Annotated in this window: 19 protein-coding genes; 5 read left to right on the top strand and 14 right to left on the bottom strand. The window is 72.6% G+C overall.

Going from position 1 to position 20,703, the window contains the following annotated elements; genetic code table 11:
- Nucleotides 1-113 precede the first annotated feature (113 nt).
- On the bottom strand, nucleotides 114-1,310 hold the full coding sequence (locus ACZ6RT_RS24665) for a sensor histidine kinase (RefSeq protein WP_470156385.1): 1,197 nt from the start codon (nucleotides 1,308-1,310) through the stop codon (nucleotides 114-116).
- 48 nt (nucleotides 1,311-1,358) lie between these two features.
- Nucleotides 1,359-1,913, bottom strand: coding sequence for a MarR family winged helix-turn-helix transcriptional regulator (locus tag ACZ6RT_RS24660; protein WP_470156383.1), 555 nt, complete (start codon nucleotides 1,911-1,913; stop codon nucleotides 1,359-1,361).
- Between the two features lie 39 nt (nucleotides 1,914-1,952).
- Here ACZ6RT_RS24660 and ACZ6RT_RS24655 point away from each other — a divergent pair, with 39 nt between their 5' ends.
- Nucleotides 1,953-2,921, top strand: coding sequence for an EamA family transporter (locus ACZ6RT_RS24655; RefSeq protein WP_470156381.1), 969 nt, complete (start codon nucleotides 1,953-1,955; stop codon nucleotides 2,919-2,921).
- Here ACZ6RT_RS24655 and ACZ6RT_RS24650 read toward each other — a convergent pair.
- The 4 genes from ACZ6RT_RS24650 to ACZ6RT_RS24635 form a co-directional block, all read right to left on the bottom strand.
- A complete protein-coding gene (locus tag ACZ6RT_RS24650) occupies nucleotides 2,867-3,307 on the bottom strand; it encodes an HIT family protein (protein WP_399192828.1) in 441 nt (146 codons plus the stop codon). The genes ACZ6RT_RS24655 and ACZ6RT_RS24650 overlap by 55 nt on opposite strands.
- A 94-nt stretch (nucleotides 3,308-3,401) precedes the next feature.
- Nucleotides 3,402-4,562 (bottom strand): acyl-CoA dehydrogenase family protein, encoded by a 1,161-nt coding sequence (locus tag ACZ6RT_RS24645; protein ID WP_399192830.1) that lies wholly within the window; start codon nucleotides 4,560-4,562, stop codon nucleotides 3,402-3,404.
- Nucleotides 4,563-4,591: 29 nt separating this feature from the next.
- Nucleotides 4,592-5,110, bottom strand: coding sequence for a MaoC family dehydratase (locus ACZ6RT_RS24640; RefSeq protein WP_399192832.1), 519 nt, complete (start codon nucleotides 5,108-5,110; stop codon nucleotides 4,592-4,594).
- 47 nt (nucleotides 5,111-5,157) lie between these two features.
- Nucleotides 5,158-5,985, bottom strand: coding sequence for a FadR/GntR family transcriptional regulator (locus ACZ6RT_RS24635; protein ID WP_470156378.1), 828 nt, complete (start codon nucleotides 5,983-5,985; stop codon nucleotides 5,158-5,160).
- A 130-nt stretch (nucleotides 5,986-6,115) separates the two neighbouring features.
- On the opposite strand from ACZ6RT_RS24635, the gene ACZ6RT_RS24630 reads away from it, so the two are divergent.
- Nucleotides 6,116-6,814, top strand: coding sequence for a TenA family protein (locus ACZ6RT_RS24630; RefSeq protein WP_470156376.1), 699 nt, complete (start codon nucleotides 6,116-6,118; stop codon nucleotides 6,812-6,814).
- Between the two features lie 9 nt (nucleotides 6,815-6,823).
- Here ACZ6RT_RS24630 and ACZ6RT_RS24625 read toward each other — a convergent pair whose 3' ends face one another.
- The 5 genes from ACZ6RT_RS24625 to ACZ6RT_RS24605 all read right to left on the bottom strand — a co-directional run bounded on the left by ACZ6RT_RS24625 (nucleotide 6,824) and on the right by ACZ6RT_RS24605 (nucleotide 10,518).
- Nucleotides 6,824-7,285: a VOC family protein gene (locus tag ACZ6RT_RS24625; protein WP_470156374.1), complete on the bottom strand. Its 462-nt coding sequence runs from the start codon at nucleotides 7,283-7,285 to the stop codon at nucleotides 6,824-6,826.
- Nucleotides 7,282-7,860: a hypothetical protein gene (locus ACZ6RT_RS24620; RefSeq protein ID WP_470156372.1), complete on the bottom strand. Its 579-nt coding sequence runs from the start codon at nucleotides 7,858-7,860 to the stop codon at nucleotides 7,282-7,284. The genes ACZ6RT_RS24625 and ACZ6RT_RS24620 overlap by 4 nt, the downstream gene beginning before the upstream one ends.
- A gap of 550 nt (nucleotides 7,861-8,410) precedes the next feature.
- Nucleotides 8,411-9,415, bottom strand: a complete 1,005-nt coding sequence (locus ACZ6RT_RS24615) for a YihY/virulence factor BrkB family protein (RefSeq protein WP_399192842.1) — start codon at nucleotides 9,413-9,415, stop codon at nucleotides 8,411-8,413.
- The gene (locus ACZ6RT_RS24610; protein ID WP_399192844.1) at nucleotides 9,416-10,123 is read right to left on the bottom strand and encodes a DUF3618 domain-containing protein; all 708 of its coding nucleotides are present in this window, start codon (nucleotides 10,121-10,123) and stop codon (nucleotides 9,416-9,418) included.
- Entirely contained in the window at nucleotides 10,120-10,518 is a 399-nt protein-coding gene (locus ACZ6RT_RS24605) for a phage holin family protein (protein ID WP_344900402.1), read from the bottom strand. Before ACZ6RT_RS24605 ends, ACZ6RT_RS24610 begins: the two co-directional genes overlap by 4 nt.
- Nucleotides 10,519-10,877: 359 nt before the next feature.
- Here ACZ6RT_RS24605 and mads6 point away from each other — a divergent pair, with 359 nt between their 5' ends.
- Nucleotides 10,878-12,533, top strand: coding sequence for a methylation-associated defense system protein kinase MAD6 (gene mads6, locus ACZ6RT_RS24600; RefSeq protein WP_470156370.1), 1,656 nt, complete (start codon nucleotides 10,878-10,880; stop codon nucleotides 12,531-12,533).
- Nucleotides 12,534-12,673: 140 nt separating this feature from the next.
- On the opposite strand, the gene ACZ6RT_RS24595 is transcribed toward mads6, so the two are convergent.
- The 3 genes from ACZ6RT_RS24595 to ACZ6RT_RS24585 all read right to left on the bottom strand — a co-directional run bounded on the left by ACZ6RT_RS24595 (nucleotide 12,674) and on the right by ACZ6RT_RS24585 (nucleotide 16,748).
- Nucleotides 12,674-12,832: a hypothetical protein gene (locus ACZ6RT_RS24595; protein WP_399192848.1), complete on the bottom strand. Its 159-nt coding sequence runs from the start codon at nucleotides 12,830-12,832 to the stop codon at nucleotides 12,674-12,676.
- Between the two features lie 101 nt (nucleotides 12,833-12,933).
- Nucleotides 12,934-13,872 (bottom strand): diacylglycerol/lipid kinase family protein, encoded by a 939-nt coding sequence (locus ACZ6RT_RS24590; protein ID WP_470156368.1) that lies wholly within the window; start codon nucleotides 13,870-13,872, stop codon nucleotides 12,934-12,936.
- Between the two features lie 95 nt (nucleotides 13,873-13,967).
- Nucleotides 13,968-16,748, bottom strand: coding sequence for an immune inhibitor A domain-containing protein (locus ACZ6RT_RS24585; RefSeq protein WP_470156367.1), 2,781 nt, complete (start codon nucleotides 16,746-16,748; stop codon nucleotides 13,968-13,970).
- A gap of 311 nt (nucleotides 16,749-17,059) precedes the next feature.
- On the opposite strand from ACZ6RT_RS24585, the gene ACZ6RT_RS24580 reads away from it, so the two are divergent.
- Both ACZ6RT_RS24580 and ACZ6RT_RS24575 read left to right on the top strand, forming a co-directional pair.
- Entirely contained in the window at nucleotides 17,060-18,421 is a 1,362-nt protein-coding gene (locus ACZ6RT_RS24580; RefSeq protein ID WP_470156365.1) for an FAD-binding oxidoreductase, read from the top strand.
- Between the two features lie 187 nt (nucleotides 18,422-18,608).
- Entirely contained in the window at nucleotides 18,609-20,573 is a 1,965-nt protein-coding gene (locus ACZ6RT_RS24575) for a serine/threonine protein kinase (RefSeq protein ID WP_470156363.1), read from the top strand.
- Nucleotides 20,574-20,703: the final 130 nt, after the last annotated feature.

Genomic DNA, 20,703 nt, shown 5'->3' with positions numbered 1-20,703 from the left:
TCACGTGGGAATTTCTGAGGGTGATGAATCAGACATCGCCTGTCAACTCTTCGTGGTCGCGAGCGGGGCCCCCGACGGCGGACGTGGTGGTCACCGGCCGGCCGGGCTCGGGTTCAACGGGCCGAGACACCCGGATGATACTTCGGCAGGCGGACGCTGACCTTCGTGCCCGCCCCCTTGGCCGTCTCCGCCACCAGGCCGTACTCGTCACCGTAGACCTGGCGCAGCCGTTCGTCCACGTTGACCAGCCCCACCCCCCCGGCCCCGGAGCGCTCGTCGGCGTCACCGGCCAGGATGCGGCGCAGGCGGGCCGGCTCCATGCCGACGCCGTCGTCCTCCACGCTGATCCGGCACTCGGCCCCGGCGTCCTCGGCGATGATCGAGATGCGCCCGACCCCCGGCTTGCTCTCCAGCCCGTGCTGGACGGCGTTCTCCACCAGCGGCTGCAGGCACAGGAAGGGCACCGCCACCGGCAGCACCTCCGGGGCGATGCGGAGCGTCACGTGGAGCTGGTCGCCGAAGCGGGCACGTTCCAGGGTCAGGTACCGGTCGATCGAGCGCAGCTCCTCGGCCAGCGTGGTGAACTCCCCGTGCCGCCGGAAGGAGTAGCGGGTGAAGTCGGCGAACTCCAGCAGCAGCTCGCGGGAGCGGTCCGGGTCGGAGCGGACGAAGCTGGCGATCGTGGTCAGCGAGTTGTAGATGAAGTGCGGGGAGATCTGCGCCCGCAGCGCCCGCACCTCGGCCTCCATCAGGCGCGTCCTGGACCGGTCGAGCTCGGCCAGCTCCAGCTGCGAGTCCACCCAGCTGGCGACCTCGTGGACGGCCCTGACCAGCCCGGCCGAGGCGTGCCCGCCGTACGCGGCCAGGGAACCGACCACCCGGCCGTCGGTGGTGAGCGGCACCACCACGGCGAACCTGATCGGGCACTCGGGCAGGTCGCACGAGACGACCTCCGGGCCCAGCACCCTGGTCCGCCCCCCGGCGAGGGTCCTGTCGGCGTGGGTGAACGCGTCCCGGGCGTGGTGGTCGCCCTCCCCGTCGTAGACCAGCAGCCGCTTCTCGTCGGTGATGGCCAGCGCCGGGGAGCCCAGCAGCTCGCGCAGGTACCGGGACGCCTTCTGCGCGCCGGCCTCGGTCAGCCCGGCCCGCAGCGGCGGCGCGGCCAGCGAGGCGGTGTGCAGGGTCTCGAACGTGGCCCGCTCCGCCGGGCTGCTGCCCAGCTCCCGGCGCCCGCGCAGCACCCGCCACAGCACCAGCGCGGGCACGCCGACCAGGGCGGTGACCAGCAGCACGGCGACGACGGGTTCCACGCTCCGGACCTTATACTCCCCGTCCCGTCCGTGCCTCGTCCATGGAGATCACGGAGCTTTCCTCATCAGGACAGGGGCGGTGAGGACTCGGTCCCGTGCCCGTACGGGGGTCTCGAAGCGGGCCAGCCAGGTGGTCAGGATCTCCTCCAGCCGCGCGGCCTGCCCGGGGGGCAGCTCGTCGAGGAGGCGGCGCTCGTTGCGCATGTGCTCGGCGAACGCCCGGTCGATCAGCTCCCTGCCCGCGGCGGTGAGCGCGACCACCCTCCCCCGGCCGTCGCTCTCGCTGCGACGGCGGGTGACGAGCCCGTCGCGTTCGAGCCGGTCGACGCGCTTGGTCATCGCGCCGGTGGTGACCATGGTGAAGGCGGCGAGCTCGCCCGGGGCGCGCTCGAAGGGCGGGCCCCCGCGCCGCAGGGTGGCCAGGACGTCGAAGTCCCCCTCCGAGAGCCCGTACCTGCGGTAGACGACGCAGAGCTGTTCGGTGAGGTGCCCGGCCAGGCGGTGCAGGCGCCCGATGACCCCCTGCGGGCTCACGTCCACATCCGGGCGTTCGCGGGCCCACTCGCGCTGGATGCGGGCCACGTGGTCCAGGGGTTCGCTCATGGGACGAGCATAGCTTCCATGGAAGCTATATTGTCTTCCATGGAAGGTAATTTCCGGTGGGTGCCGGTCACGGCGCTGGCGCCGGTCGCGTGGGGGACGACCTACTTCGTCACCCACCGTTTCCTGCCGCCCGACCACCCCCTGTACGGCGCGGTCGTCCGGGCACTGCCCGCGGGGCTGCTGCTCCTCCTGGTCGCCCGGAGGCTTCCGCGCGGGTCGTGGTGGTGGCGGTCGGTGGTCCTGGGGACCCTCAACATGAGCGCGTTCTTCGCGCTGATCTACCTCGCGGCCCAGCTGCTGCCGACGAGCGTCGCCTCGACGATCATGGCGACGTCGCCCGTGGTGATGATGCTCCTGGCCTGGCCGCTGCTGTCGGAACGCCCGCGGGTCGCGCACCTGGCCGGAGCGGGCGCCGGTGTCACCGGGGTGTGCCTCATGCTGTTCACCGGCGTGGCCGCCGTCGACGCCCTCGGCGTGCTCGCCTCGGTCGTGGCCATGGTGATGTCGTCGATCGGTCACGTGCTGGCCAAGAGGTGGAACGACGCGGACACCGACGTGACGGCGTCGACCTCCTGGCAGCTCATCGCCGGCGGGGTCGTCCTGCTGCCCTTCGCCGTCGTGCTGGAGGGCCCGCCGCCGGAGCTGGACGGACCCGCGCTCCTCGCGTTCGGGTACGTCACCGTGGTGGCCACGGCCCTGGCCTTCGTCGCCTGGTTCGCCGGGCTGAGGCACCTGCCGACGGGCACCGTGGGACTGGCCGGGTTGCTGAACCCGGTGACCGGGGTGCTGCTCGGCACGACGGTCGCCGGGGAGGCGCTCACCGCGCGGCAGCTCTGCGGGCTGGCGCTGACCCTGCTCGGGGTCCTCCTGGGGCAGCCCGCCGCGGCCCGTCTGGTGGCGCTCGTCCGGAGCCGGGCGGGACGGGGGGCCGGGTCGCGCGGCGCGGCGGAGGCTCAGCCGTCCGACGGGAGGGAGCCGTCCAGGGCCTCGCGGACGCGGCGGGCGTAGGACTCGGCCTCGGCCGGGTCGTCGTACTTCGTCCGGGGCCAGAAGAAGCCGCGCAGGCCGTCCTTGCGGTTGCGCGGGACGACGTGGGCGTGCAGGTGCGGGACGCTCTGGCTGATCCGGTTGTTCATCGCCACGAACGTGCCGCCCGCCCCCAGCCCCCGCTCCACGGCGCCGGCGACGGCGCGGACGCGCTCGAAGAACGGGCCGACCAGCGGCACCGGGAGGTCCGTCAGCGTCTCGGCATGGGCGCGCGGGACCACCAGCACGTGCCCCTTGAAGACCGGCCGGACGTCCAGGAAGGCCGCGCCCACGTCGTCGGAGAAGACGACGTGGCCCGGGCGCTCCCCGGCCGCGATGGCGCAGAACAGGCACTCCTCATCCGGCATCACGCCAGGATAGGGCAGGACCGGCCGTCGTTCCGGACCCGCCGGACCCGTGGATGGTGCGGGTGCCGTAGCGCTGCGGGTGCCGTGGCGGTGGTCACCAGCCGACCTTGGCGCTCCCGGAGATCAGGGATCTGGCGATGACCATGCGCTGGATGTCGTTGGTGCCCTCGCCGATGGCCATCAGGGGCGCGTCCCGGTAGAGCCGCTCCAGGACGAACTCCTGCGAGTAGCCGTACCCGCCGTGGATCCGCATGGCCTCCATGGTGGCGCGCAGCGCGACCTCGGACGCGAAGTACTTGGCCATGGCGGCCTCGGAGTTCACCGCGCCGCTCTCGGAGCGGACCGCCGCCCAGTAGGTCAGCAGCCGGGCCGCCTGGATGTCGGTGGCCATGTCGGCGAGCTTGAGCTGGACGGCCTGGAAGCCGGCGATCGGCTGCCCGAAGGCGTGGCGCTCGCGCGAGTAGCTCAGCGCGGCGTCGTAGGCGCACTGGGACAGCCCGACCGCGCGGGCCGCGATGTTGACCCGGCCGAGCTCCAGCGCGGACAGCGCCTGCTGCATGCCCCGCCCCTCGGTCCCGCCGAGCAGCGCCGACACCGGAACGCGCACGTCCTGCAGCACGATCTCGCAGGTCTCGGTGCCCTTGTAGCCGAGCTTGGGCAGGTCCCGGCTGACGGTGTAGCCGGGGGTGCCGGCCTCGACGAGGATCAGCGACATGCCGCGGTGCGCCGGGTCGGTCAGCGAGGTCTTGACCAGCACGGGCATCGGGTCGGCGTGCCGGGCGTTGGTGATCCAGGTCTTGGTGCCGTTGATCACGTAGTGGTCGCCGTCGCGGACGGCCCGGGTCTGGATGCCCTGCAGGTCGGTGCCCGCCGCCGGTTCGGTCAGCGCGATGCCGGTACGGCGGGCACCGGTGGCCAGGTCGGGCAGGTAGGCGTCCTTCTGCTCCTCGGTGCCGTACCTGGCGATCATCCAGGAGGCCAGCGAGTGCGAGCCGAGCACCCCGGCCACGCCCATCCAGCCGCGCGCGATCTCCTCGAAGACCAGGGCGAACGACACCCGGTCCAGCGCCAGCCCGCCGTACTCCTCGGGGATCGTGATGCCGAACAGCCCCATCCGCCCGAACCCCTCGACGATCTCCGTGGGGTAGCGGCCGGTCCGTTCCCACTCGGGGGCGACCGGCACGATCTCCTTGTCGACGAACTCCCGCAGGGTCCGGCGGAACAGCTGCTGTTCCTCGTTGAGCTCGAAGTCCATCGCGAGGTCCTTTCGGAAGGAGGCGCCCCTCAGGGGGTGAGCGGGCCGTTCTTGGCCTGCGGGAAGTAGTTCTTGTCGTGCGGGGCGTCGCGGCGGTAGACCATCACCGCGCGGCGCCAGGACATGACCTCGTCGCCGTCCTGGTTGAGCCCGCGGGTCCGGCAGGTGACGATCCCCGCGTACGGGCGGGACCTCGACTCGCGCTTCTCGACCACGATCGACTCGGCGTACAGGGTGTCGCCCAGGAAGACCGGGTGGGTGAGCCTGATCTCGTCCCAGCCGAGGTTCATCAGGGCGGTCTGGCTGACGTCGATCACCGAGAGGCCGAGCACGACGGCCACGGTCAGCCCGGAGTTGACGATGATCCTCCCGACCGGGGCGCGCGCGGCGAAGTGGGCGTTGAAGTGGTTCTGGTTGGTGTTCATCGTCAGCAGGGTGAACCAGGTGTTGTCGGCCTCGCTGATCGTGCGGCCGAGCGGGTGCCGGTAGACGTCGCCGACGACGAAGTCCTCGTAGTACCGGCCCAGGCCGGGTTCGTGCACGGTCACGGTCTCTCCCCTGGACGGCGGGACCTTGACGCTAATCGTCTGACGTTTTACCGGTCAATGGCCCGCTCGGGCATTTCTTCCCCCGTGTCCGGTACGGAACCGCGGGCCGCGGGGTCCCGGCCGGCGAGGGCGGGGTCGCGCGGTTCCGCGCCGTGCCCGGCGGGATCGGGACCCGGACCGGGACCGGGACCGGGGGCGGGGGGCCGCTCCACGCTCGGGTAGTAGACCGTCCTGAGGTTCTCCAGGTGCCTGCGGGTGGCCTCGCGGGCGCCCTCGGCGTCCCCGGCCTCGACGTGGCGCAGCACGATCCGGTGCTCGCGGTCGATGGCGTCGAGGGCGGCGCGGGGCGCGCGGTCCCGGACGAAGCGCCCCTCCAGCACCTCGAAGACCGGCCGGGCCACGATCTCCAGCAGCGGGTTGCCCGCGGCGCGCAGGAGCACCACGTGGAAGTCGCGGTTGGGCGCGAAGACCTCCCCGGCCGCGCGGCCGCGCGCCCCGGCGATGCAGTCCCGCAGCGCCTCCAGGTCGGTCCCGGTACGGCGCAGGGCGGCCAGCCCGGCCGCGGGCACCTCCAGCAGCTCCCTGATCTCGGTGAGCTGGTCGATGCCCGGCCGCATCATGTCGACGCTGGTCTCCAGGTAGGCGCTGATGTGGTCGGGGTCGGGGTGGGCGACGAAGCTGCCCCCGGCCGTCCCGCGCACGGTCCTGATCAGGTTCTGGCTGGTCAGCAGCCGCAGCGCCTCGCGGACCGTGCTGCGGCTGACGCCGTACCCGGCGCACAGCTCGGGTTCGACGGGCAACCGGTCCCCCGGCCGGAACTCCCCCGAGACGATGCGACGGCGCAGGTCCGCGGCGAGTGCCTGGTAGGCGGTCACCCGGCGATCGTAGGGGAAAGCGCCTCACAGCGGCGCGTCCCGCGACCGCCGCGGCCGCACTCGACGGGTTAGCATTCACGCTGACGGCGATGCGGACGGGCCGGAAGGCCGGAGCGCGAGGAGAAGACCGGTGGAGCAGGTCGTTCCCTACGACGAGTGGCGGGCGGGTGCCGCGGACCCCTCCTTCAGCGAGTGGCTGCGCTCGCTGAGCGAGCCCGAGTGGACCGCGGTGGTGAGCCATCCGTTCGCCGCCTCGATCACCCGGGGCGACGTCCCCGACGCCGCGATGCGGCGCTACCTGATCCAGGACCTGCAGTTCGTCGACTCCTTCACGGCCCTGCTCGGCGCGGCCGTGGCCAGCGCGGACACCTTCGAGTCACGGGTGCCGTTCGGCCGCTTCCTCGGACAGACGGCCACCTCGGAGGAGCTGACGTACTTCGACCGGGCCCTGGAGGCGCTCGGCGCCACCCCCGGCGACCTGACCTCCCCCCGGCTGGAGCCGGTCACCGAGGAGTTCCGCGCCCTGATGGACGAGGCCAGGCGCAGCCTGGACTACCCGACCGTCCTGGCGCTGCTCTGCGTGGCCGAGTGGTCCTACCTGGGGTGGGCGAGCCGGGCCACCGGGCCGCTGCCGCAGAACTTCGTGCACCGCGAGTGGATCGAGCTGCACGAGGGGCCGGAGTTCCGCGCCTGGGTGCAGTTCATCCGCGGCGAGCTGGACCGGCTGGGGCCCCGCCTCGGCGAGGAGGAACGGCTCCGCGTGCTCGACGTCTTCCGCCGTGCCGTACGGCTGGAACGGCGCTTCTTCGACATGGCCACCGAGTCCTGATCGCCCCCGTCACCGGTCCGGGCCGGGCGGGTCCGAGGGGGCGGAGCGGTAGACCCCCTCGGCGTCCACCTGGGCGGCCTGGACCTCCTCGTCGGGGGCGTACAGGCGGATCTGCACGCCGTCGGGGTCGGTGAAGCCGAGCGCGTGACCGGCCGAGGCCCTGATGAGCGGAGTGTGCGGGACGCCCAGCTCGTCCAGGCGGGCGACCCAGGCATCGAGCCCCTCCCGGGTGACCTGGAGCGCGAAGGGGTCGGCGTCGCGGAGGGCGGCGGCCAGGGCGGGGTTCTCACGCAGCGCGATCTGGAAGCCCGCGCCGGGGACGAGGAGGCTCACGCCCCTGATCACGCCGTCGTCGTCCTGGAAGCTGATGTGGTGCTCCAGGCCCAGCACGCGTTCGTACCAGGCTCGGCTGCGCTGCAGGTCGCTCACCCAGAGCTTGAGATGGTGCACACCGGTCAGGACGGCGTTCAACTCGTCTCCTCAGGAGTCAGGCGCGTGGTGACGGTCGTGGTGAAACGGTGGTTGCAGAACCTCTCGCGGGCCTGCGCGCGGGTACGGCGCCGCTCGGACTGCTCCCGGTCGAGCCCCTCGAAGCTGTCGAAGCCGAGCCTGGCGGTGCCCGGGCCGTCCGGCGCGAGCCGGGTCGTGAAGACGATCCGCCCGCGGGGCGGCAGGTGGCTCCCGGCGGCGCACCAGACGCCGTCGGCGTGCTCGCGGCAGGCCAGCACGGCGAGCCGCCTGCCGGTGCCGTCCAGGAGCGTCGCCGTGGCGGGGCCCCGCGCACCCCGGGGGAAGCGGCCTCCCACCCAGAAGTCACCCCAGTAGGGGGCGAAGGAGGGGGTCAGGGTCATCGCGTAGTCGAGCGTGTAGGAGACCCGGCCACCATCACCGGCGCGGGGGACGGCCCCGGCCACCAGCTCGATGCCGATCAGCGGCTCTCCCCGGCACTTCTTCGCCGCGGTGACGCAGCTCGCCTGGGCCTGTGGCGGCACCAGGGCCGCGGCGACGAGAACGAGACCGGCGACGATCCCGAGAGCACGGCGCATGCGACCTCCGGTGTGTCCTGCCCCGAGAACGTGTCCTGCTTCCAGAACGCTACATCCGGCGGGGCTCCCTCGCGTCCACGATGGACGGTTCGCCCTTCCGGCCGACGGGACATCGTACGCGCGTCCGGCCGCAGGGCGGGGAGAGCCCGCCGGGATCCTCCACGAGGTCCGAGGAACCCCGACAGGCGACCGGTCCTGACCGGACCCGGGAGCTGACCGGGCACCGGCGGGCACTGATGGGCACTGATGGGCAGCTGGCGGACCCGGCCGGGCACTGAGCGGGCACTGAGCGGGCACTGAGCGGGCACTGAGCGGGCACTGAGCGGGCACTGAGCGGGCACTGAGCGGGCACTGAGCGGGCACTGAGCGGGCGCTGAGCGGGCGGCAGTGCCTCCGGGGCCCCGGACCCGGGCGGGCGGAGTGGAGGGGGTCCGCCGCCCACCCGGAAACGGTCAGATTACCCCGAGAAGTAAGCGTTAGGCTTAACAGAGCTTTACTTCGTGCTATTTCGCTATAAATCCAGCAATTCTCGATATTTTGGAGTGCGGGGTCAGCGCTCGCCGGGACCCGGGACCGGCCCCTCGTCCTCGGCCTCGTCCCTGGGTTCGACGTACGGCTCCTGCTCGGGCGGGTGGCCCGCCACGATCTGGCGTCCCCGCATGAGCTCGGCGTCGAACTCGGCCCCCAGCAGCAGGGCCATGTTGGACAGCCAGAGCCAGACCAGGAAGACCACGACGGCGCCCAGCGTGCCGTAGGTCTTGTCGTAGGAGCCGAAGTTGGCGACGTAGAGCGCGAATCCGGCGGAGACCACGACCCACAGGAGCACCGCCAGCAGGCCACCGGGGCTGATCCAGCGGAAACCCGGCTGGCGGACGTTGGGCGCGGCCCAGTAGAGCAGCATCACCAGCCCCGTGGCGATCAGGACCAGCACCGGCCACTTGGCGTAGTCCCAGACGGCGACCGCGGTCTCCCCCACGCCCAGCGCGTTCCCCGCCAGCTCGGCCAGCCTGCCGGTGAAGGTGACGGCCACCGCCCCGGCGGCCATCAGGACGACGAACACCAGCGTCAGCCCGACCCGCAGCGGCGTCAGCTTCCACAGCGGGCGTCCCTCGCGGATGTCGTAGATCGCGTTCCCGGCCCGGACGAAGGCGGCGATGTAGCCCGACGCCGACCACAGGGCGACCAGCAGGCCGACGACGGCCAGGACGCCCCTGGCGCCGCCGCTGCCGCGCAGCTGGGTGATCTGGTCGCTCACCAGCTTCGTGACGTCGCCCGGGGCTAGGATCGCGACCTGGGCCAGGATGCTGGAGATCACGTCCTGGCCGACCAGTCCCAGCAGGGAGACCAGCACGATCAGGCCGGGGAAGATCGAGAGCACCCCGTAGTAGGTGAGGGCCGCGGCCCAGTCCGGCAGCCCGTCCTCCTGGAACTCCGAGACGGTGCGCTTGAGCACCCCCCACCAGGCCCGCCTGGGCAGCTCCGAGGGGGTCCGGGGGACGAGAGCGAGCCGCCCCCGCGAAGTGTCGGGAGCGGCTCCGCCGGCGCTGCGGGACATCTACTTCTTCTTGCCCCGCCGCAGGATCCTGAAGAGCACCAGGGCGATCGCGGCCATCACGGCCGCGGTCGCGACGGGACGCTTGCCCGCCTCGGTGGTGACCCTGCCCGCCGCGTCCTTGATGTCGACGGGGCTCACCTCCTTGACCCGGCCGACGACCTCGGGAGCCGCCTCCCTGACGCGTCCGACCATCTCCGGGGCGGCGGCCCTGACCCGTCCCACCATCTCGGTGGCGCTGCTCGCGGTCGCCGCGCCCACCTTGCGCAGGTCGTCGACCTTCTGGCTCGCGGTCTCCTGGAGCCGGGCCTTCACGTCGGTCTTGTGCACCAGTGCCTCCACGGTGTCGCCGAGCTCTCGGCGTGCCTCCTCGATGTCACGACGCACGCTCTCGGCGTCGTTCCCGTCGTCGCCGACGGTCTTTCCGATCTTCGCCTCGGTGCTGCCCGCACCGGTGTTGGCGTACGGGGTGGTGTCCGCCGGGCCCGGGACCGCGCTGAGCGCCTCCGGGGACCGGGCCACGCCGTCGCGCCGGGACGCCGCGGTGCCGGGGTCGTCCTCCTCGTCGGACGCGTCGTCCGGCTGCCGGGGCGGGATGTTCAGCGACCCGCTCTCCTCCGGCGTCACGGGCTCGCCGACCTCTTTGCGGCGGGCTCCGGTGGTTCCGGCCTCGGGCTGGGGACGCGCCCCGCCCGGGTCTGTCTCAGTCATCGGTGCGCCCTCTCTTTCACGGCGTCGATGTCGTCCTTGACGCTCTCGATGGTCCGTTCGGGGGTCGGCGGCACGGCCTCGGTGACCTGGCGCTTGCCGAAGAAGCCGAGCGCTCCGGCCACGACCAGCAGTACCGCGCCCACGATCGCCGCCGCCGCCCAGGCGGGCAGGACCTGCGCCAGCAGCAGGACCACCGCGGCGACCAGGCATCCGCCCCCGAACAGGGCCACGACCCCGGCGCCGCCGAACAGTCCGACGCCGATCCCGGCGTGCCTGCCCTTCTCGGTCAGCTCGATCTTGGCCAGGCGGAGCTCGTCCCTCACCAGCCGCGAGACCTGTTCCGACATCTGCCGGATCAGCTCGGACGTGGGCAGCGACTCCTTGGCATTGGTCATGGCGTGCCTCCTCCCCTACAGGACAGGCGTCTACCCACTCCGGCCACGGCAAACATCGTCCCGCGGCCGTGATCAAGGGATCGGCGGGCGGGGCGGGGACGTGTCGGGGGACGCACCGGGGACCGCACCGTCCCCGGGCCGCGGGACGCCCGCCCGGGAAGGACGCGCGGGCGGGCCGCGTCCCCCCGCGTCCCCCCGCGGCGATCTCGCGGATCGCGCGGGCGGAAGGGCCCGGAACTACGTCATGATCATAGGCAGGCCCGTGCCCGGGCACCGGGGTGGCGAAGGTACCCGCGGGGACGGGCCTGTTGGGATACTGCGGGCACGGTGAGCACGATCAGGAAGGCGGCACGGTACAGATGGCACAGATCGTCGGCGGCGGAAGCCCGGTCAACGACGCCGAGCGACGGGTCATCGCACACCTCCGCGACCACGCCCCGGACGACTGGCTGCTGCTGCACAACATCGAGGTGCCCCGCGACGACGACACCTTCGAGGTGGACGTGATCGTCCTGACCGGCCACTCGCTCTGCGTGATCGACGTCAAGGGCACCCGCGGCCGGATCGAGGTCGCCGGGACGCGCTGGTTCCCGCAGCGGCGGCAGGCGTTCGGCTCCCCGGTGACCAAGCTGCGCGGCAACGGGCGCGCCCTGAAGGGGCTGCTCACCCAGGAGCGCCGCGAGCTGGGCCGGGTCTACGTCGACAGCCTCGTGGTGCTCACCGGCGCCGACGCGGAGCTGGTGGACCCGGCGGGCCGCGACTCCCGGCACGTCACCGACCTGGACGGGCTGATCGGCACGCTGGCCGACGTCTCCCGGGTCAGGCGCGGTCACACCACGGACACCACCCCGTACGGGACCGCGATCATCGAGGCGCTCAACGGGAGCGTGCGGCGTTCGACGGCGCCGCCGCGGTTCGGCAGCTGGGAGGTCGAGGAGGAGCTGGGCGGCGACACCCGGGTCACCGAGTACCGCGCGATCAACGCGACGGTGCCGGGCAGCGAGACGGTGCTGCTGCGCGTCTACCGGGCCGACCCGCTGGCCGAGGAGGAGCCGCGGGCGGCCGAGCGGCGGCTGATCACCAACGCCTACCAGGCGCTCACCAGGATCCCGGCGCACCCGTGCGTGGTGCGCGCCCGCGACTTCTTCGCCGTCGACGACGAGAGCCGCTTCGTGCTGGTCCTCGACGACGTGCACGGCCGGGCGCTGCACCTGCACCTGTCCGGCTCCCCGGACGGGCCGTCGGACACGCTGCCGGCCGAGGCCCGGCTGGACGTGGTGGAGGACATGCTGCTGGCGCTGGCCCACGTGCACGCCAACAACGTGATCCACCGGGCGCTCAGCCCGGCGTGCGTGCTGGTGACCGAGGAGGGCCGGGCGATGCTGACCGGGTTCGACTACGCCAAGCCGGGCCCGCGCGCGCACACCGTGGCCAACGAGCTGCCCAACGTCCTCGACACCCACTACGCCGCCCCCGAGTGCCAGGCCATGCCGGAGCGGATGACGGCCGCCTCGGACGTGTACGCGGCCGGGGTGATCGCGTTTCAGGTGCTGACCGGCCGGCTCCCCTCCTCCGGGCCGGACGCCGGGCCCGTCCCGGGTGAGGCGTCCCCGGACGAGGTGCCCGCGGCGGTGACGGACCTGCTGCGGCGGATGCGCGACCACGCGCCGGGCAGGCGGCCCTGCGCGGCCGAGGCCCTGGCCGATCTGCGCCGGGCGCGGCGGCCGGAGTCACCGCCCGCGCCGGAGCCCGCCGGACCGGTGCCCGTTCCGGACGTGCCCGCCCCGGATCCCGAACGTCCGGCACAGGTGACCCCGGGGGTACGCAAGGTCGCGGCCCCGGAGGGAACGGTCGATCACGCGACGACCGGCCGGCCGGGCCGCGTCCCGGCCCGGGAGACCGGTGCGGGCGCCGACGGAAACGCCGGGGACGCCAGGGACGCCGCCGCGCCGCCGGAGCGGGAACCGCTGTTCGGCAGGCTCAGGTCGAGGATCCGGCGGATGACCGGGAAGTGACGTGAACGGGGGACGGCACGACCGGCGGCGTGACCGCCGGACGGGCGTCCTGGAGGACGGTCGTCATGGGGACGTCCGTCGCGGAGACGTGCCGAGGCTCCGCCCGGCCCTGGACGGGCCCGGCGGGCGCCGGAGCATGATCAGCGGCGGTGGGTGGAGCCACCGCGGAAGCGGCTGAGGAGCCCGCGGATCCTCTGCTGGTTGCGCGGGTCGCGGGCCATCGTCCTGGCCTTCTCCATGTTCCGCTGCCCCTGCGGGGTCCGCAGGTAGTTCTTGACGCGAGCGATGATCGAAGCCATGGTGTCCCTCCCTCTCGTGAGACCGGTCCACTACCCCGGAAGGCCGCCTCCAATCAGGACCGCTCACCACGCCGGCCCGCGTCGCGGCCCGCGGGGGGCGTTCAGGAGTCGACGAACTCCTCGGGGACCATCACCCGCAGGCCGTTCGGGACGGTGCGGATCGTGATGGGGGTCATCAGGCGGACCTCGCCGTCGACGTCGGCCGCCATCGGCGGGTCGGTCTCCAGGTGCATCTCGCGGCCCACCACGAAGGGCCCGCCCGCCACGCTCCGCCAGCGGCCACTGACGCCCCGCAGCAGGGTCTCCGCCACCAGGCGCAGCCGCTTGCCCGAGCCGAGCTGGTAGGCGACCAGGTGGCCGTTGTCGATGCTGATGTCCTTGGCGACCTGCCAGCCCCCGTGGAAGCGCCCGTTGGCGATGTTGAGCTGGTGGGTGAGCAGCTCGTGGCGGCGGCCGTCCACGGTCAGAAAGGCCCGGAAGGGCCGGTGGCCCGGAAGGACGGTCAGCGCGGTGAGCGGGTAGGCGGCGCGGCCCAGCAGGCGCTTCATCCAGTTGCGCACCGTTCCCGCCACCTCGACCGAGACCCCGAAGCTGGCCAGGTTGGCGAACTCGCGGTCCCCGGCGATGCCCAGGTCGATGTCGGCGACCTTGCCGGTGCGCAGCACCCGGATCGCCCCGGCGAGGTCGAGCGGGACGCCCAGGCTGCGGACGAAGTTGTTGGTGGTGCCCAGGGGGAGCACGCCGAGGGCCACGTCGCGGTGGGCGACGTGCTTGACGGCGGCGCTGAGCGTGCCGTCCCCCCCGCCCACCACGAGCAGGTCGGGCCCGGTGGCCAGGGCCTCCTCCAGGGTGGCGCGCAGGCGCCGGGGGTCGAGCACGGGGAAGAGCCGGATCGGGTCGAACCCGGCGGCCCGCAGCAGGCGGACGACCTCGGGGTAGCGACGGCGGCCGCGGCGCGAGCGTGTGTTGACGACCACGCAGACCCTGCCCTGGGTCCTGATGGCCTCGGTGTGCTCGGCCTTGCTTCGAAGCTCTCCCACGCTGCCCCTATCCGGTCGGGTCGTGCCCGTCACATGGTAGGGCCCCGCCGTCGGCGACGGCGGGGCCCTACCCGGTTGCCCAGGGGATCAGGCGGTCACTTCTTCGGCGGGGTGACCTGGACGATCGCGCCGAGGTTGCCGATGAGCGGGGTCAGGAGCCTGACCTTCACCCCCAGCGCCTTGCCCTCGTCGCCGGGGTCGCCGGAGCCGAGCACGTGGCCGTTGCCCATGTCGGTGCCGTACAGCTCGGTGGCCGGGGTGCCGTCCTCGTTGACCACCCGGGTGCTGTAGATCTGGTCGCCCTTGGAGGGGACGACCACCGAGGCGTCGAAGTCGCGGTAGAACAGGCTGGTCCCGCGCGCCTCGAAACCGGGGTACCAGGTCTTGGCGTCGGTGAACTCCGAGACGCCGCGCAGCGCGCCCGTCTTGGTGCAGTACTCGCTGAACGGCTCCCCGGGCGCCTCGAAGCACTCGGTGAACGGGTAGGTCTTGGCGAAGGAGAAGGCGGCGTTGGAGGTCTGCACGCGTCCCTGCATGTTCTTCAGGGTGGTGGGGTCCTTCTCGGCCGCGGTGCCGGTCCGCCGGAGCGGGTCGAAGTGGGAGTCGACCAGGATCAGGCTGCCCTTGGAGCCGATGCTGGGCGGCAGTTCGAGGTTGTTGGCCAGCGAGTTGTTGGTGTAGGTCGAGTCGCGGTACCAGATGAGCAGGCCGGGCGCGTTGTACTTGACCTTCTCCACCTTCCACGCGCCCTCACGCGAGTAGTTGGTGCTGTAGGTGTACTGCAGGCCCTTGTCGAACCCGTCGAGGTTGCGCCACTCGGCCAGGTAGAAGCGGGAGATCTCGCGCTTGCCGTCGTTGATCGTCCAGCCCTGGCCGTGGGTGTTGGTGAAGGTGCCGCCGGTCGCGGTCCAGCCGTTGGCGCCGCCCTCGACGTCGTCGCTCCACACGGTCCGGGCGCCGTCGGTGATCGAGAAGTCGTCGGCGTGCCAGCCGCGCGGGGTGAAGGCCGCGTCGGTGTCGTAGGTCAGGCGGAGCTTGACGGCCTTGCCGGCGAACGGGGTGAGGTCGACGTAGTCGTGCCGCCAGCCGTCGGTGGTGCCGGTGAGGCCGTACTTCTTGTCGCCGAAGGTGGCGAGGTTCTTGTTGGGGTCGGCGTAGTCGTCGTCGGTGGAGACCAGGGCCCCGCCCTCGGTGTAGACCTTCTGCTGGGCCCAGGTGGCGCCGCCGTCGGTGGAGACCTCGATGAAGCCGAAGTCCCAGTCCTGCTCGATGTCGTAGTTGTTCCAGACCCAGAACTTCACGTCGGTCCCGGCGGGCACCTGGACGTCGCGGGTGAGCTTGACGTCGGCCCACTCCTGGTCGAGGTTGGACCACCAGGTTTTGGTGCCGCTGTGCGGCTCGACCATGCTCAGCGGGGCGCTCTCCAGGTTGATCCGTACGCCGTCCTCGGTGAGCTTGGGCGTGCGCGAGGCCTGGCCGATCGTGACCGCGCGGGCGCGGTCACCGGGGTTGAAGACCTCGGGGTCGGCCCAGCCCAGGATCCACTTGTCCCAGATGCCCATGTGGGTGGGCATCGACTGGAAGATCGGGCCGCTGTGCGAGCCGCTGGACATCAGGTCCCAGAAGTCCACGGCGGAGGAGGCCTGGCCGGTGGTGTCGTAGAGGTCCGGCAGGCCCAGGTCGTGGCCGTACTCGTGGGCGAAGACGCCGACGCCGGAGTCCTCGGGCTGCACGATGTAGTTGGAGATCTTCACGCTCTCGCCGGGCACCTGGTAGCCGCCGGCCACCGCGCTGGAGTGGGCCCAGATCGCGTACGTGCCCTCGGCGCCGCCGTCGGAGGACTTGTCCTTGCCGGCGTGGACCAGGACCAGGTGGTCGACGACGCCGTCGGGCTCGGCGAGGTTGCCGTCGCCGTCGGAGTCGGCCACGTCCTCGACGTCGTAGTCGGCCCAGGGGAAGTCCGGGTCGGTGGCGACCAGGGTGTTCACCGCGTCGATGGCGAGCTGGCCGGCGCCGCGCGGGTTGCTCGGGTGGCCGCTCATGTCCTGCACCGGCTGGCCGCAGGCGCGGGCGCCGTAGTAGGCCTCGGAGTGCGGCACCTTGATCCACGGGCTGGCCTGCCCGGTGACGGTGTAGGCGCCCTTGGACATCTCCTCGTACATGTTCTTCATGGTGTGACGGGAGATGTCGATGCCCTTTTTGCCGTCCCGGGGGTCGGTCAGGTCGGTGCGGACCCGCTGGGTGATGCCCTCCTTGGTGTAGAGCATCTTGTTGAAGTGCTCGGGGCTGAAGTCGGGCACCCAGAAGCTGTTGTTGTCCTTGTGCGCCAGCGTGGCCGGGTTGGGGATCTTGTTGTGCAGCGGGCCGTTGAGCAGCGTGCCCGCCGGCTCGGTGACGCACTCGGCCGGGTCCTCGCTGTTGACGTCCAGCGGGCGGGAGAAGCCGGAGAAGTCGTCGTCGGCCTTGTCGTTGAACTCGACCAGCAGGGTCAGGAGCTTGGCCGTCCTGACGGTCTTGGACTTCTTGAAGATGAAGTCGACGGGGTTGCGCCCGGTCCTGATCGCCTCGGCCTCCCGGGCGGCCAGCACGCGCGCGGCGGCGGGGTTGCCCTCGGAGTACTTGCGGTCGATCCTCTTGGACGGGCTCGCCTTGCGTGCCCTGGCCGAGGGCACGGCCGGGTCGTCGACCTCGGGCTCGTCCCTGGGCGGCGCGTAGTTGATGTAGTAGTCGGCCGCGGTCGGCTGGTACCGCGCGACCGAGTCGTCGGTATCGGCCGAGGCACCGCCCACAGCCAGTCCCGTGACGGCCAGGCCGATCACGGGAACGATCGCGAGAAGGCGCCTACGGGCGCCCCCGCTGCTGACTCTGCCGGACAACGTCGTCCCCTCCCTGTGCCGCGGGTTCCACCGGGCACGGACCTCTCCGGCGCGCTCGATGAGGCGCACCGAACCGGGACGTTAGACGAGAAAGTAAAGAAAGAGTCAAGGGATCGCATGATGTTGTAAAACTGCAATAAAGCCCTTTTTTGCCCTAAATGGCGGACTTTTCGATTGACCTGGCCGAGCGCGGCGGAACGGGACGCGGGGCGGGCAGCCCGGCCCCGGATCGCCGGAGCACGGGACCGGTCCCACCTCGGGTCACGGGGGCGCGGGGCGGCGGCCCCGCCTCAGGTCGTACAGTCCAAGCTGTGACCGCTATCTCCGAACTCGTCTCCGCGCTCACCCCGGAGAAGGTGCTGACCGACCCCGACGTGACCGGCTCCTACGCCCGCGACCGGACCTTCCTGGAGCCGGGGAACCCGCTGGCCGTGGTACTGGCGCAGACCCGCGACGACGTGACCGCCGTGATGACCTGGGCGAGCGCGCACCGCGTCCCGGTGGTCCCCCGCGGGGCCGGGACCGGCCTGGCGGGCGGGGCCACCGCCGTCGAGGGGTGCGTCGTGCTGTCGCTGCACCGGATGGCGGCCATCAGGGAGCTGTCCCCCGACGACGAGATCGCCGTGGTCGAGCCGGGCGTCATCACCGCCGACCTGGACCGGGCCGCGCGCGAGCACGGGCTGATGTACGCCCCCGACCCGTCCTCGTACGAGATCTCCACCATCGGCGGCAACCTGGCCACCAACGCGGGCGGGCTGCGCTGCGTGAAGTACGGCGTGACCCGCGACTCGGTCCTGGGCCTGGAGGTCGTGCTCGCGGACGGGCGTGTGATCAACACCGGCAGGCGCACCGTGAAGGGCGTGACCGGGTACGACCTGACCGGCCTGTTCGTCGGCTCCGAGGGGACGCTGGGGGTGATCACCGCGGCCACGGTCCGGCTGCGCAGGGCGCCGTCGGTCCATCCGACGACGATCGCGGCCGAGTTCGGCTCGCTCAGGGACGCAGCGGCGGCCGTCTCGGCGATCATCGCGGCCGGCTGCCAGCCCTCCCTGATGGAGATGCTGGACCGCACCACGCTCCAGGCCATCGACGACTGGCGCAACATCGGCCTGGAGGAGTCGACCCGGGCGATGCTGATCGGCCAGTCGGACGCGGCGGACGGCCCGGCCGTCGCCGAGCGCATGGCCGAGCTCTGCACCGCGGGCGGCGCGGCCTTCGTGGCGGTGTCGTCGTCCCCCCAGGAGGCCGAGGAGCTGATCGCGGTCCGGCGGATGGCCTACCAGGCCAAGGAGCGGCTGGGCACGTGCCTGGTCGAGGACGTGTGCGTGCCGCGCTCCGCGCTGCCGTACATGATCGAGAAGATCGAGGAGATCGCGGCGGGGTACGACGTGGTGATCGCCACGGTCGCCCACGCCGGGGACGGCAACCTGCACCCGGTCTTCATCTTCGACCGCGCCCTGACCGAGCCCCCGCCCCAGGTGTGGGAGGCGGCCGACGCGGTCTTCCGGGAGACCCTGCGGATGGGCGGCACGCTCACCGGCGAGCACGGCGTCGGGCTGCTGAAGCGGCGCTGGCTGGCCCTGGAGACCGGCCCGGTCACCGAGGAGATCCACCACGGGATCAAGGCGGTCTTCGACCCGCTCGGCATCCTCAACCCCGGCAAGGCCATCTGAGGCCCGGCCCGCGTCCCCGGCCCTCGACCGGCCCGCGTCCCCGGCCCCGGCCCGTGGCCCCCGGCTTTCGGCTTTCGGCTTTCGGCTTTCGGCTTTCGGCAGGACCGTCTGAGATCCACCTCATCGCCCTCGCTGGTAGCGTTCTTCACCACGTATTCCATTCGCGGGGTTTTGTCAGGGGGGCATCATGGCGGAGCCGCTCACGCCGGAGGACCCCCGTCACCTGGGAGCGTTCGAGCTGCTCGGACGGCTCGGGACGGGCAGCCAGGGCACCGTCTACCTGGGCCGGGGACCGCAGGGCGAGTCGGTCGCCGTCAAGCTGCTGCACCACGGTGCGGCCGGTGACCCCGAGGCCAGGGCCCGGTTCCTGCGCGAGGTCTCGGTCGCGCGCAGGGTGGCCCCCTTCTGCACCGCCCCGGTCCTGCACGCCGACCTCGCCGGCAGCCGCCCGTACATCGTGAGCGAGTACGTCCCCGGCCCGTCCCTGCGCCGGCTGGTCGAGACCGAGGGGCCCCGGCGTGGCGCCTCCCTGGCGCGGCTCGCCGTGAGCACCGCCACCGCGCTGGCCGCGATCCACCGGGCGGGCATCCTGCACCGCGACTTCAAGCCCGCCAACGTGCTGATGGGCCCCGAGGGCCCGGTGGTGATCGACTTCGGGATCGCCAGGGCCCTGGACTCCCCGGGGACGACGGCGACCGGGGTGACCATGGGGACCCCGTCCTATCTGGCGCCCGAGCAGCTCGGGTCCGGCGAGGTGACGGCCGCGGCCGACGTGTTCGCCTGGGGCGTCACGATGGTCTTCGCCGCGACCGGCAGGCCGGCGTTCGGCCACGACTCCATCGCCGCCGTGATCAACCGGATCCTCAACGCCGAGCCCGAGCTGGGGGCCCTGGAGGGGCCGCTGCGGGACCTGGTCGCGGTCTGCCTGTCCAAGGACCCGGCGCTGCGTCCCGACGCCGAGCACCTCGTCGGCCGCCTGACGGGCGCGGTCCTCGCCTTCCCCGACCCCCTCACGTCGTCCGGCACCGGTGGCGCCGTGGCCGGTACCGTCCCCGGTTCCGCAGGTTCCGTCGGCCCTGCCGGTCCTGTGACCGGCGCCACGGCCGGTACCGTCCCCGGTTCCGCAGGCCTCGTCGGCCCTGTCGGCCCTGTCGGCTCCGTTACCGGTGCCGGGAGCGGTTCCGGGACCGGCGCCCCGCCCGCTCCCTCGGCCGGACCGGACGCGCCGGGCACTCCGGGCACTCCGGGCACGCCGGAGCGGTCGCGCCGGCCGGTGGGGCTGCTGTTCGCCGGGGTGGCGGTGGTGGCCGCGCTCGGCACGGCCACCGGAACCGTGGTGCTCCTCCAGGCGAATGAGAAGGCCGCGGCGGCGCCGAGGGCGGTCCCCGGCGTGACGCAGACCGGGCCCGGCCGGACGGCCCTGCCCGGTGACCCCTCCGAGGCCGGTCAGGAACCCCCCGCCCCCTCCGAGGACGAAGCGGCCACCACGGCCCCGCCGTCCCGGCCCCGCGCGCAGCCGTCGCTGCGGCCCGGCGAGGACCGGTGGCCCAACGCCGGAGAGGCGGGGTGGGAGTCCGAGGGTGTCCCCTCCCCCTCCGCGCCCTCGTCCGCGGAGCCGGCCGAGTCGGCGCGGCCGAGCAGGACGCCCGGCGTCTCCCCCACCCCCGGCGTCTCACCGGCCCCCGCCCCGTCGAGCGATCCGAGCACCACGCCCACCGCCGGACCGACGGTGAAGCCCACCCCCGGGCCGACCGTCAAGCCCACCACGAAGCCCACCACGAAGCCCACCGTCAAGCCGAGCCCGAAGCCCACCCCTCGAAGGCTCAACCCGCACACGGCCACCGGGGTGTGCGGCGGCGGCTACCGGGTGGTCGGCTCCCGCTCCCTGGGCGGCGTCGCCACCGTCTACCTGCTCTACAACACCGCGGCGGGCCGGAACTGCGTCGTGACCCTGTCGAAGTACGTGATCCCCTCCAAGGTCGCGATGAACGCGACGCTCCGCGTGAAGGGCGGCCCCAGCCGGGGCAACCCCGGCAGGTTCACCGCCTACGCGGGCCCGGTACGCCTCCCGGCCGCCAAGAAGTGCGTGATCTGGGGCGGCTCGTACGGCTCGCGCTCCTGGACGAGCGGCTGGAGCCACTGCGGCGGCTGAGCAGCCGGGCTCCGGGAGGGCGTCTCCTGCCGCGCCGATTCGGACGCCGAGGTGGCCGAGGCGGACGACGCCGAGGCGGACAGGGTCACCGTCGGCCGGGACACCCGCGGCCCGCACGTGCGGGCGGGGC

The organism is Streptosporangium sp. NPDC050148, assembly GCF_055586505.1.
The sequence above is the reverse complement of the archived record's forward strand: the minus strand, read 5'-3'. Positions and strand labels throughout refer to the sequence as shown.